Here is a 13,530-nt window from a genome sequence, read left to right on the forward strand (position 1 = left end):
GGATTTATATGTCAAATTTAAAACAGCTAAGAACTAGAATAAAAAGCGTTAAATCTACACAAAAGATTACCAAGGCAATGCAATTAGTTTCGGCTTCTAAATTGACAAAAATAAAAAATCAAATAGCTCATTCAAATTTTTATGTTGAAGCTATTAGTAAAATGATGTCTACTGTATTATCCGCTGATATTTATGACTTTCCTATAGAAGCACAAAAATTTTTTAATACAGAGACCAACAAAGCAAACTTGCTAATAGTTATGACATCTGAGCGTGGCTTATGCGGAACGTTTAATTATATGATAATTAAACAAGTAAAAAGTGATGTTGAGACTTTAAAAAGTAAAGGTGAGAAAATCAAGCTCATTATTATTGGGAAAAAAGGTTATGAGGCATTAAAAAAGCCTTATGAAAGTTATATTGATAGTTATTTTGAGTTGCCAAAAAATCATGATGAAAATCTGATGTTGCAAATAAAACAAAAGATTATGGCACTAGTAGCAAATTTAGAAGTAAGTAATTGCACTATTTATTTCAATAGATTTAAAAATGCCATGACTCAAAGCATGACAAAGCAGCAAATCTTACCGATAGAAAAATATCATGATGATTCAAAGATAGAGGAAGCTAACTATGAATATGAGGGAGAGAATTTAATTCAAAATCTAATTAATTTATATGTTAATTCTCAAATAAATTATGCTCTACTACAAAATAGAGCAAGTGAAGAAGGATCAAGAATGACTGCTATGGAAAATGCCACAAATAACGCTCATGATATAATTAATAAGCTAGTGTTAAAATTAAATAGATCAAGACAAGCAATTATTACTACGGAGTTGATAGAGATCATCGCAGGTTCGGAGGCTGTGTGACTCGATGAACTTTTGTCATTCCTGCGGAGGCGGGAATCCAGCATAAAGCGAGATAAATCGAGCTTTTATTTTTAAAAATTTGCTGTATTTATGTTTATTTTTCTGGATTCCCGCCTCCGCAGGAATGACAAAAGGCATTTACATAAAAACATTATCTTAACAAAAGAAAAAATAATGAAAAAAAATATCGGGAAAATTACTCAAATTATTTCAGCGGTAGTTGACGTAAAATTTACCAATAAAGGTAAATTACCGCAGATTTTAAATGCCCTTGAGTGCTATAACGATAAGCAAAGAATAGTGCTAGAGATAGCTCAGCATATAGGTGATGATACAGTGCGTTGTATCGCTATGAACTCCACGGAGGGGTTAGTGCGAGGTATGGAAGTAGTAGACACCGGTAGCCCGATTAGTATTCCGGTAGGAATCGAAACGTTAGGACGAATTATGAATGTCGTAGGCGAACCGATTGACGGCAAAGGAAAGATTAAAGGCTCAAGCATTTCGTCTATATATAAATCTGCACCTAGCTTTACTCAGCAATCAACTGATCGTAATATATTAGTAACTGGCATTAAAGTTGTTGATTTACTTGCCCCTTATACTAAAGGCGGTAAGATAGGGCTATTTGGTGGTGCGGGGGTTGGTAAAACCGTGCTTATAATGGAGCTGATTAATAATGTTGCGAAAGCACACGGTGGCTATACCGTATTTGCTGGAGTTGGTGAGAGAACTAGAGAGGGTAACGATCTTTATCATGAAATGATCGATTCAGGAGTTATTAATCTTGAAGAACCTGAAAAATCAAAAGTAGCTTTAGTTTATGGGCAGATGAACGAACCACCAGGTGCAAGAGCAAGGGTTGCATTAACGGGGCTTACTGTTGCGGAGAGTTTTAGAGATATGAACGAGGGGCAAGATGTTCTGTTTTTCGTCGATAATATCTTCCGTTTTACGCAAGCAGGTTCAGAAGTATCGGCATTACTTGGTAGAATTCCGTCGGCTGTAGGTTATCAGCCGACTCTTGCAACCGATATGGGTGAATTACAAGAGCGTATCACCTCTACCAAACATGGCTCAATAACCTCTGTGCAAGCTATATACGTACCGGCAGACGACTTAACCGATCCTGCTCCGGCAACGTCTTTCGCACATTTAGATGCCACAACAGTGCTTAGCCGTCAGATAGCAGAGCTTGGAATTTATCCGGCAGTTGACCCTCTAGATAGTACTTCACAGGTGCTTGATCCCATGATTGTTGGGGAAGAGCATTATAATGTAGCAAGAAAGGTGCAGCAAATATTGCAAACTTATAAATCTCTGCAAGATATTATCGCTATCCTAGGTATGGATGAGTTATCTGAAGAAGATAAACTAACAGTATCACGTGCAAGAAAAATACAGCGTTTCTTATCGCAACCTTTCCATGTGGCTGAGGTATTTACAGGAGCTGAGGGGAAATTTGTTAATTTAGCCGATACTATAGCAGGCTTTAAAGGGCTCACAGAAGGTAAATATGATGATCTACCGGAAGCAGCTTTTTATATGGTTGGGACTATAGAGGAGGCGTTGGAGAAGGCTAAGACACTGAAATAAATTGTCATCCTGCACAAAGTATTTTCGGTGTCATCCCGTGGCTTGACCACGGGATCCAGAAAATAATAAAAAATACAGCTATAAAAAGCTCGATTTCTCTCGCTTTATGCTGGATCCCGTGGTCAAGCCACGGGATGACAGGAAACAAAGTTCAGTCATAATAACGAAAAATTATATTATCATATGAGCGAAACAATTAACGTTAAAATTATTACGCCTTTAAATATCGTTTTTGAAGAGCAGGCTAAAATGATAACACTTCCGGGTGAAGAGGGTGAGTTTGGTGTATTGCAGGGTCATGCTCCAATGATTGTTAGCCTAAAAGCCGGTTTATTAAAAGTTTACATAGATGATATGCACAAGCCGAAAATTACTTATCTTATTGCTAATGGTGTAACCGAAGTAACAGGAAGTTATATTAACATAGCTACAGAAACAGCTATTAACATTACCGATTTAAGTGAAGCGGAAATAGAAAATAAACTCACTGCTCTTCAAAAATCTATATAAATATCTCCTACATCGGCATTAATTTGTTTTAAAAATCTACGTTTTAGGATAAGGTTATAGGTATAAGCTGTCATCTAGCTACCTTGATTGCAGGATCTTAGAATGTAGCCTGTGATTCAGACCCTGTAGTCAAGTCACGGGGGGCGTTGTTGTGTAGATCGGTTTTACCCTGTCATCCCGTGATTTATTCACGGGATCCAGTTAAAAATACTAATAAAATTAGTATTTTTTATTATTTTCTGGATCTAGTTTTCAAGCCACGGTATGACACCGAGGACGTTTTTTGATCTACGCAACAACGCCTCCACGGGGTGACATCATAACGAATATCAAACGAGGAAAATATGCAAAAGATGCATAATTCAGAATATCTTAAAGAATTATCAGTTAATAATATCTCATATAAAATTTACGACATAAATAAAGCTGCAAGCGATATCGATTTGCCTTTAAAAAAACTGCCCTATAGTTTGAGAGTATTGTTTGAGAATGTGCTACGTACCGGTTCAAAACAAAACTTAATGGTATTCAAAGAATGGCTAAAAAATAAAAAATCCGATGCGGAAATAGATTTTATGCCGGCAAGGGTTTTGATGCAGGATTTTACAGGTGTGCCGGCTATAGTTGATCTTGCTGCTATGCGTGATGCGATGAAGAAGATAGGCGGTGATCCGCTAAAAATCAATCCACTTATTCCTGTTGATTTAGTCATAGATCACTCAGTTAGTGTTGATTCTTATGCATCCGGTAGCTCATTTGATAAAAATGTAGCAATGGAAATGAGACGCAATATAGAGCGTTATCAGTTTCTGAAGTGGGGACAGCAAGCATTTAATAATTTCAAGGTAGTGCCGCCGGGTACTGGTATTTGCCATCAGGTAAATTTAGAGTATTTGGCAAAAGTCGTATGGCATAGTAATGGTGTAGCTTATCCTGATAGTTTAGTTGGTACAGATAGCCATACAACCATGGTGAATGGGTTATCGGTACTTGGTTGGGGTGTTGGCGGGATCGAGGCAGAGGCTGCAATGCTTGGACAGCCGCTTACTATGATTCTGCCGGAAGTAATCGGCGTAAAGCTAACAGGTAAGTTAACAGGTACTGCTACTGCCACCGATTTAGTCTTAAAGATTACTGAAATGCTCCGAAAGAAAAAAGTAGTAGGTAAGTTTGTTGAGTTTTATGGCGAAGGGCTTAAAGCTATGACAATTGCCGATCGTGCTACCATTTCTAATATGGCACCTGAATATGGTGCTACTTGTGGTTTTTTCCCGATTGATCAGGAAACTATCAAATATTTAGAGCTGACAGGTAGAGATAAAGAGCAGATCAAGCTAGTAGAAGAATATGCCAAAGCTCAAGATTTATGGTGCAATTTTGACGATGCAGCAGAATATACTGATATTTTAGAGTTGGATTTATCTGAAGTGACAAGTTCGCTAGCAGGTCCAAGACGTCCGCAAGATCGGGTAAATTTAGGTGATGTATCAAGTGGTTTTAAGAAAGAGTTGTCGACTTTTTCTTCCAATAATATAAGTATTGATACAAAACATGCTGTAGCAAATCAGAATTACGAAATTGGCAATGGTGATGTGGTGATTGCAGCGATTACTAGCTGTACTAATACCTCTAACCCTTCTGTGATGATTGGGGCAGCTTTGCTTGCTAAAAAAGCGATAGAGCAGGGATTAAAGGTTAAGCCTTGGGTTAAAACCTCACTTGCTCCTGGCTCAAAAGTTGTAACGGAATATTTAAAAAGCAGCGGGCTTAATCAATATTTAGATCAATTAGGATTTAATTTGGTCGGTTATGGCTGCACTACCTGTATTGGTAATTCAGGACCTTTAAATCCAGAAATAGAAGAGACTATCAATAAAAACGGCTTAGTCGTTGCTTCTGTTTTATCAGGCAATAGAAATTTCGAAGGGCGAATTAATCCGCTTACTAAAGCTAGCTACCTTGCTTCACCTATTCTAGTCGTAGCATATGCTCTTAGCGGTAGCCTTAATATTGATCTAACAAATCACCCATTAGGAAAAAATGATAAAGGCAGAGATGTTTATTTAAAGGATATTTGGCCAAGTAAAGAAGAGATAGATAAGGTCATTGCAAATTCTATTAATTCATCTATGTTTGTAGAAAAATATTCCGATATATTTAGCGGAACAAAAGAATGGCAAAGTTTAGAGGTAACTAGTAGCTCTAATTATGCTTGGGATAAAAGCAGTACTTATATTAACAATCCGCCTTATTTTGAAAATATAGGCAGTAAAAATAGTATAAAAGATATTAAATCTGCACGAATTTTAGCAATTTTTGGTGATTCTATTACTACTGATCATATTTCACCGGCAGGAAGTATAAGTAAAACTAGTCCTGCTGCTAAATATTTAACGGATCATCAAATATCGCCTATTGATTTTAATTCTTACGGGTCACGCAGAGGAAACCATGAAGTGATGATGCGTGGCACATTTGCCAATATTCGCATAAAAAATGAAATGTGCAAAGGAGTAGAGGGTGGTTTTACTATAAACCAGCTAAAAAATATGCAGCAGACTATTTATGATGCAGCAATGGATTATAAAGCAAATGGTGTATCTGCGGTAATTTTTGCCGGCAAAGAATATGGTAGTGGTTCATCAAGAGACTGGGCAGCAAAAGGTCCGCAGTTGCTTGGTGTTAAAGCTGTTATTGCTGAAAGTTTCGAGCGAATACATCGTTCAAATTTGGTCGGTATGGGAGTATTACCGCTAATTTTTACAAATAATATGACTCGTTTTGATTTAAAATTAGATGGATCAGAATCTATTGATATTATAGGTTTAAATGAACATATAAAACCTTATAATTCGGTTAAATGTATTATAAAAAAACAGAATGGCGAAATGCAAACTATCGATTTAATATTGCAAATATTTACAGATAATGAGATAAATTATATAAAGCATGGTAGTATTATGCATTTTGTGGTAGAGAATTTGAAAAATAATCATATATAAGGTTTAAAAAAATATAAACGATTAATATGCAAAGATATTTAGACCCAACAAATGATGTAGCATTTAAAAAGTTGTTTACAGATAAAGCAAGGTTGATAAGTTTTCTCAATAATATTATGAGGTTGCCAGAAGAGTTAAGAATTATTGACCTTAAATATATCTCAAATGAACAAGTGCCGGATTTAGGACAGAATAAAAGAAGTATTGTTGACGTTAAAGTAACAGATAATTCCGGCAATATTTATATTGTTGAGATGCAAAACGGCTATGCCGATGCTTTTTTAGCAAGGGTACAATTTTATGGTTGTGTAGCGTTTTCTTCACAATTAAAAAGGGGAAAAGAATATGCTGATCTTGCCCCTGTAGTAATGGTAATAATTACTTCCGGATTTCAGGCATTGCCTGAAGAAAAAGAGTGTATTAGTTATCATCAAACTATTAATGTTGGTAACGGTAAGAATCAACTTAAATGCTTATCATATGTATTTGTGGAACTTGATAAGTTCACAAAAGAAGCGAACGAGCTTGAGACGATAGAAGATGATTGGTTATATATGATGGCTAAGTTCGATAAAGCAAAGGAGCCACCGAAGCACACTCAGGATGAGGTAGTATTGTCAGCCTATAAGACTATTGAGCAATTTAATTGGAGTGAAGCAGAATATGATAATTATATTAAAGCGATGCTTGCTGCTCAAACAGAGGAATTAAACCAAAAAAGTAAATTTAAAGAGGGTAAAGCGGAAAGAAGTATAGAAATGGCAAAAGAAATGTTACAAGATAATGAGCCTATAGAAAAAATCATTAAATATACTAAGCTTTCAAAAGAAGAAATAGAAAAGTTGAAATTAGAAATAGAGAAATAAAAGGTAGAAATATGGATAAACAACTTAAGGAATATACCGAAAGCGGTAAGAAAAATTTAATTGTAGTATATATATTATATTTATGCGGAATAGTAGCACCGATATTGCCTTTAATAGGTGTGTTTTTTGCATATCTCAACAAGGATAAAGGCAATAATTTTGCCACTAGCCATTATATATTCTTATTCCGTACTTTCTGTCTTAGTGTTCTCGGATGGATCGTGTGTTTTATATTTACGTTTATTGTTATTGGCGTAGTGTTATATTTTATTTTAGCTGTTTGGTATATATTGCGTGTTGCTATTGGCTTTAAATATATGATAGAAGATCAGGCATATCCAAATCCTATGACTTACTGGATAAAATAATTGTAGCGGTATTGCAACAATTTATGAAATGAATATCTCAGTAAAATTTACTAAAAAGTGGTGATTTAAAAAATTTATAATTTCAAATCAAGTGAAGAACCGCTTCAAACTTGATTTGTACAATTTTAAAACAATAAGAAATTACCTAAGTAATTTCTTATTGAAGAGAATAAGAATGATAAAACTTACGATAGATGGTCAAGAAATAGAAGTATCAGAAGGTACTACTGTTTATCAAGCTTGCACAAAAGCCGGTAAAGAAATCCCACATTTTTGTTATCATGAGCGTTTAAAAATTGCTGGTAACTGCCGTATGTGCTTGGTTGAGATGGAAAAATCACCAAAGCCGATAGCTTCTTGTGCAATGCCCGTAGGTAACGGCATGGTTATTCATACTGATACGCCAATGGTGAAAAAAGCCCGTGAGGGGGTGATGGAGTTTTTGCTTGTTAACCATCCTCTTGATTGTCCTATTTGTGATCAAGGTGGCGAATGTGACTTGCAGGATCAGGCTTTTAGATATGGCAAAGGCACTAATAGATTTCACGAAAATAAACGCTCTATTAAAGATAAATATATGGGACCGCTGATTAAAACAGCGATGACTCGATGTATTCAATGTACTAGATGTATTAGATTTGCCAATGATATAGCCGGAATAGAAGAAATGGGGGCTATCCATCGTGGTGAGCATATGGAAGTTACTTCTTATTTAGAGCAAACTTTGGATTCTGAAATTTCCGGCAATATGATAGATATTTGTCCTGTCGGAGCTCTTAACTCCAAACCTTATGCCTTTAAAGCTCGTAAGTGGGAGCTAAGACATACTGCTAGTATTGGCGTGCATGATGCAGAAGGTTCAAATATCCGCATTGATAGTAGGGGTGATGAAGTGATGCGAGTATTACCAAGAGTTAATGAGGAAATTAACGAAGAATGGCTCTCAGATAAAAATCGCTTTAGCTATGATGGTTTAAAATATCAGCGTTTGGATCAGCCTTATATTAGAAAAAATGGTAAATTAGTCTCTGCAAGTTGGGATGAAGCTTTAAAAGCAATAGCTGATAAAATTAAATCTATTAAGCCGGAAAAAATTACTGCTTTTGCTGGGACTCTTGCTTCCGTTGAAGCAATGTTTATGCTTAAAACTTTCTTACAAAAAATCGGTTGTAATAATTATAACGTTAATCAGTTTGACTATAAATTAGATACTACGCAGCGAGGAAATTACTTATTTAATACAACTATTGCAGGGCTTGAAAAAGCTGATTTATGCTTGTTAATAGGAGCGAATCCAAGGCAGATAGCACCGGTTCTAAACAGTAGAATAGGTGGAAGAGTTAGAGCAGGTTCATTAAAAGTAGCAAGAATAGGAGAGGGGCATAACCAAACCTATAAAATTCAGGATTTAGGGAGTGATCTCAAGATACTTGAGGAGCTAGCTTTAGATGAACATAAATTTGCAGAAGAGCTAAAAGCAGCAAAATATCCGATTATTATAGTAGGTGATGGCGTTTATGGACGAAATGACGGGCATGCTATATTATCGCTGATTCATAAAATAGTCGATAAATATAATATCATGCGGGATGATTGGAAAGGCTTTAATATACTTCATAATCATGCATCGATGGTTGGGGGGTTTGATATCGGTTTTGATACTTCGTTAGGTAAATTAGAAGATATAGAACTTGCTTATTTACTTGGAGCGGATGAATTGCCATTTGATAAGCTTAAATCAGCTTTTATAGTATATCAAGGACATCATGGAGATATTGGGGCTACGAAAGCGGATATTATTTTACCATCAGCTGCTTATACTGAGCAGAGTGGAATTTACGTGAATTTAGAGGGTAGACCGCAAATAGCAGAAAAAGCAGTATCGCCTGTAGGGAAAGCTAAAGAAGATATAGCAATTATTAAAGAGCTTGCCGATTGTTTGAAATTGGATACCCTAGTAAGTAATTTGCAAGAAATACGTACAAAACTTGCTAAAGAATATCCAATATTTGCTAATATCGGTAAAATTATAGACAATAAGTTTGCTAAATTTAGCTCTAAAGATAAATTATCAAAAGAGCCTATAACTGCTGAAACTATTAATTATTACATGACTGATGTGATTAGCAAGAACTCGGTGACTATGGCAAGGTGCGTAGAGGCTAAGCAAGAAATGTCATCCCGTGGCTTGTCCACGGGATCCAGAAAAAAGCGAGAATAATCGAGCTTTTAATATTAAAAAATTTACTGTATTTAGGCTTTTTAAGTACTGGATCCCGTGGACAAGCCACGAGATGACACCGAGTGTTAAGTTGACACTCACGCATCTCCTCGCAATGACGATGGGATGACAATTAAATAACATTTATGATAGAACTCTTTTTTGAATATATTTTTCCGTTAATTATAATCGCATTAAAGGTGGTGGCGATCACTATACCTTTAATATTATGCGTTGCGTATTTAACATATGCTGAGCGTCGTGTGATTGGGCTTATGCAGCTAAGACGCGGTCCTAACGTTGTTGGTCCGTTTGGACTTTTGCAGCCTATTGCCGATGCGGTAAAGCTATTATTTAAAGAGCCGATCATTCCAACTAATGCCGATAAAATATTATTTGTCCTAGCACCGATGATAACCTTTATATTAAGCTTAATCGGCTGGGCAGTTATACCTTTTGCCAAAGGTGTAGTTCTTGCCGATATTAATGTCGGAGTTTTATATATTCTTGCTATTTCCTCCTTAAGCGTTTACGGCATTATTATTGCTGGTTGGGCTAGTAACTCAAAATATGCATTCCTTGGTGCTATACGCTCATCAGCACAAATGATTTCTTATGAAGTATCGATGGGGCTGGTTATTATTACTGTGCTGCTGACTACCGGCACTCTTAATTTAAGTCAAATAGTTGAAGCACAAAGAACTATGCCGTGGTGGATTGATTTAATGCTAATGCCAATGGGGGTAGTATTTTTTATCTCAGTACTTGCTGAAACAAACAGATTGCCTTTTGATTTACCAGAAGCAGAATCAGAGCTAGTTGCTGGTTATAATGTCGAATATTCCTCTATGGGTTTTGCCTTATTTTTCCTAGGTGAATATGCTAATATGATATTAGTTAGTGCGATGACTACCACTTTCTTTTTAGGGGGTTATTTGCCACCATTTAATATATCATGGTTAGATTGTATCCCAGGTTTCTTTTGGTTTGTTTTTAAAGTTGGATTTTTACTATTTTGCTTTTTATGGATTAGGGCAACGCTGCCACGATATCGTTATGATCAGTTAATGCGTTTAGGGTGGAAAGTATTTCTACCCCTGACTTTATTTTGGGTGGTGTTGGTGTCTAGTGTATTAATATATACTGATCACCTACCAAATGTTTGATATAAGATGATATCTCACACTTATGATGAAAAACTTGCGGATGAGATCTATAGAAGGATAAGAAATTATGTTCCTGTAATAAAAGAGTTACTTAACACTATCGATTCAAGCTTAAAAAATAAAATATGATAAATTATCTAAAATCATTTTTTCTATACGAGATAATAAGAGGTCTGGCTTTGACTCTAAAATATTTCTTCAAAGCTAAAGTCACCATCAATTATCCTTATGAGAAAAGCCCAGTTAGCCCAAGGTTTAAGGGTGAGCATGCACTACGTCGTTATGAAAATGGTGAAGAGCGTTGTATTGCCTGCAAGCTTTGCGAGGCTATCTGTCCCGCCCAAGCAATAGTTATTGAAGCGGATGAGCGGGAAGATGGCAGTAGACGTACTACACGTTATGATATAGATATGACCAAATGCATTTATTGCGGGCTATGCCAAGAAGCATGCCCTGTTGATGCAATAGTTGAAGGTCCGAATTTCGAGTTTGCAAGCCTAACCCATACCGCTCTTATTTACGACAAGGAAAAATTGCTGCAAAACGGTGACCGTTGGGAGCAGGCACTAGCTAACAAGCTCCACAAAGATTATGAGTATAGATAGTAATATACTCTTTTATTGGAATATAATTATGTTAAAAAATCCAAATCATCATATACCAAAGGAATTTACAGAAAGTATTTACGGACTAAAAGTTTATTGTACTTATAACTCTGAGCCGCCGACTAGTATTATTATAGATGTAGCTAAATCGTTTAACACCGGTAACAACCATAATTATTTAGCTGTATTTAGTAACCTCATAAAAAATGTATATGATAGTTTGACTAATAATCCATCTACTATAGAGTATAAACATTTTATGACTATGCTCTCGATAATTTCTGATCATCGTACAAATGTAGTTTCTAATGATGATATACTGATTAGCTGGGACTATATTGCATATTGTAGATACTTAAATATGAATCCATCTAAAGCTATTGAAACCTTTAAAAAATATTTCCCATCTTGCACAGAAATAAAAATTGAACCTCCTGTTTTTCTTGCTTCGGTAGATAATTCTCTAAATGATTTTGCTCAACAAGGCATAACGCTTTCAGGAGTTCTTAATACTACTGCTGAAACATTTCCTGAAGTATAATTATAAAGTAAATTGCTTTTTAGCATATAGCTTAGTTCTTGTATCTTTTTCTTTCAACATCCATCATTAAATTTAGCTGAATTAATAATTCTAAAAAAGTAGCTTTAATAATAGCAACTAATGCAAATTAATTCATCAAAAGTATAAAATATGTGTGGCTTATTCCACACATAGTATCATATTTTTATGATTTTAATTAGAAATTATTTAATAAAATTTAAATAGTTTGTTATATCATCAAGTTGCAATTAAGTATAAAAACTTAATTTTTTAAAAATAAATTAAAAAAGGTCTATTATGAGTAAAAAGAATGATAATCCTACTGGAAAGAAAGTAGATCAGATGAAGCTTAGGTTAAAAGGGGATATTGATCCAAAACATAAATCACCAGAATTAGATAAAATAAAAAAAGACTTAAAAGATCATACAAAAGCTGCTAATACGCCTAAAAAACCTAATAAGCCACAAGTTTCTTTTAGTCAGGATGTAGCTGGACGTCCACCAAGAGGAGGCAAAGGAGGAATGATAATTTAAAAATTATCATTAATGATATTTTGAATAGCTAATTATTTTTAATTGGCTATTCAGGTAACTATATTACTGTGACTTAAATAAGCGTTATTATATCTTTAATAGGTACAACAGTTATATTACGTTCTAATTGATATTTTTTAGTTCCAGGATATATAACAAATAATTCATCTAACGCTAAATATTGTATAGCCTTATGCATAGAGGGAGTAAGAGTAGGGGCATCGCTAAATTTAAACTCAAAACCTAGTTTTAAGCCTTTATGTTTTATAAACAAATCTAGTTCCCCTTCTTGATGTATTCCCCAATAATAGCAATCCTCGCTTCGTTTATCAAACAGCCTTATTATTTGTTCTAAAGCAAAGCCCTCAAAACTAGCTCCTAGTTTTGGATTTTTTAATAATTGTTCTTGTGAATAAATATCAATTAAATGATGAAATATACCTGAATCAGTAAAATATATTTTAGGTCTTTTTTTCTGACGCTTAGAAATATTTTCAAACCATGGATATAATTGACGTATCATAAAAGTACCGGATAAGATATCCAAATAATTTTTTATAGTATGGTCGCTGATTCCTAAGGATTTTCCAATTTCAGAAGCATTAAAAATATTTCCGTGATAGTGAGCAAGCATAGTCCAAAAACGGCGTAATGTAATTGGCGGAATCAAAAATCCAAGGTTTGGAATATCTCGTTCTAAAAAAGTTCTAATATATTGCTCTAGCCAATCAAAGCCTGTCTCGGGATAAAGGTAGCAATTCGGAAAACCTCCAAATAAATGTAATTGTTTTATATTGTTTACTTCCAATAAAGAAAAAGGATGTACCTCAATATAAGATATTCTACCAGCAAGAGTTTCTGAGGATTGTCTAATTAAATCTCTTGAAGCACTACCTAATATTAAAAATTGTTGTTCTATATTTTTATCAGTTAGAACCCGCAGCGTAGGAAATAAGTTTGGTAATCTTTGAATTTCATCAATGATAATTAAGCCTTTTTTGTTTTCTAGTGTTATATAAGGATTTTCTAATGCAGCTAAATCTCTGATATCTTCTAAGTCAAAAAAATGTACGTCCTGATGTCCGTGAGCAAATTGACGGGCTAGTGTGGTTTTGCCGCATTGTCTTGGACCTAAAAGTGCTACTATCTTATGACTTAAAAATTGAATCTTTATTTTTTCTAGATAATTTGGGCGTTCAATAATAGCTTTCATAAATCATAATATTTGATCTTTAAAAAGATTATA

The 13,530-nt window shown here is 34.8% G+C and carries 12 protein-coding genes; 11 read left to right on the top strand and 1 reads right to left on the bottom strand.

The genetic code is table 11. The features are described 5' to 3' along the window. Positions 1-8: 8 nt before the first annotated feature. The 11 genes from atpG to RBE_RS00545 all read left to right on the top strand — a co-directional run bounded on the left by atpG (position 9) and on the right by RBE_RS00545 (position 12,284). Entirely contained in the window at positions 9-875 is an 867-nt protein-coding gene (atpG, locus tag RBE_RS00495) for an ATP synthase F1 subunit gamma (protein ID WP_011476791.1), read from the top strand. Between the two features lie 174 nt (positions 876-1,049). Then, positions 1,050-2,471, top strand: coding sequence for a F0F1 ATP synthase subunit beta (gene atpD, locus RBE_RS00500; RefSeq protein WP_011476792.1), 1,422 nt, complete (start codon positions 1,050-1,052; stop codon positions 2,469-2,471). A 183-nt stretch (positions 2,472-2,654) separates the two neighbouring features. After that, the gene (locus RBE_RS00505) at positions 2,655-2,981 is read left to right on the top strand and encodes a F0F1 ATP synthase subunit epsilon (protein WP_011476793.1); all 327 of its coding nucleotides are present in this window, start codon (positions 2,655-2,657) and stop codon (positions 2,979-2,981) included. A gap of 344 nt (positions 2,982-3,325) precedes the next feature. Beyond that, positions 3,326-5,983 carry an aconitate hydratase AcnA gene (acnA, locus tag RBE_RS00510; RefSeq protein WP_011476794.1) on the top strand — a complete coding sequence of 886 codons (2,658 nt, stop codon included), beginning with the start codon at positions 3,326-3,328 and terminating at the stop codon, positions 5,981-5,983. 26 nt (positions 5,984-6,009) lie between these two features. Further along, positions 6,010-6,849 carry an Rpn family recombination-promoting nuclease/putative transposase gene (locus RBE_RS00515; protein ID WP_011476795.1) on the top strand — a complete coding sequence of 280 codons (840 nt, stop codon included), beginning with the start codon at positions 6,010-6,012 and terminating at the stop codon, positions 6,847-6,849. A gap of 11 nt (positions 6,850-6,860) precedes the next feature. Beyond that, positions 6,861-7,217: a DUF4870 family protein gene (locus RBE_RS00520; RefSeq protein WP_011476796.1), complete on the top strand. Its 357-nt coding sequence runs from the start codon at positions 6,861-6,863 to the stop codon at positions 7,215-7,217. A 175-nt stretch (positions 7,218-7,392) separates the two neighbouring features. Continuing rightward, entirely contained in the window at positions 7,393-9,438 is a 2,046-nt protein-coding gene (gene nuoG, locus RBE_RS00525; RefSeq protein ID WP_011476797.1) for an NADH-quinone oxidoreductase subunit NuoG, read from the top strand. A gap of 146 nt (positions 9,439-9,584) precedes the next feature. Continuing rightward, positions 9,585-10,604, top strand: coding sequence for an NADH-quinone oxidoreductase subunit NuoH (gene nuoH, locus RBE_RS00530; protein WP_011476798.1), 1,020 nt, complete (start codon positions 9,585-9,587; stop codon positions 10,602-10,604). Positions 10,605-10,729: 125 nt separating this feature from the next. Continuing rightward, on the top strand, positions 10,730-11,209 hold the full coding sequence (nuoI, locus tag RBE_RS00535; protein WP_011476799.1) for an NADH-quinone oxidoreductase subunit NuoI: 480 nt from the start codon (positions 10,730-10,732) through the stop codon (positions 11,207-11,209). 28 nt (positions 11,210-11,237) lie between these two features. Beyond that, complete coding sequence (locus RBE_RS00540; RefSeq protein ID WP_228368745.1) at positions 11,238-11,750, top strand: hypothetical protein; 513 nt, start codon at positions 11,238-11,240, stop codon at positions 11,748-11,750. A 297-nt stretch (positions 11,751-12,047) separates the two neighbouring features. Further along, positions 12,048-12,284: a hypothetical protein gene (locus RBE_RS00545; RefSeq protein ID WP_012152249.1), complete on the top strand. Its 237-nt coding sequence runs from the start codon at positions 12,048-12,050 to the stop codon at positions 12,282-12,284. 73 nt (positions 12,285-12,357) lie between these two features. Here RBE_RS00545 and RBE_RS00550 read toward each other — a convergent pair whose 3' ends face one another. Further along, positions 12,358-13,497 carry an ATP-binding protein gene (locus RBE_RS00550; RefSeq protein ID WP_011476801.1) on the bottom strand — a complete coding sequence of 380 codons (1,140 nt, stop codon included), beginning with the start codon at positions 13,495-13,497 and terminating at the stop codon, positions 12,358-12,360. Positions 13,498-13,530 lie beyond the last annotated feature (33 nt).

This window comes from Rickettsia bellii RML369-C, assembly GCF_000012385.1.
Lineage (GTDB): Bacteria > Pseudomonadota > Alphaproteobacteria > Rickettsiales > Rickettsiaceae > Rickettsia > Rickettsia bellii.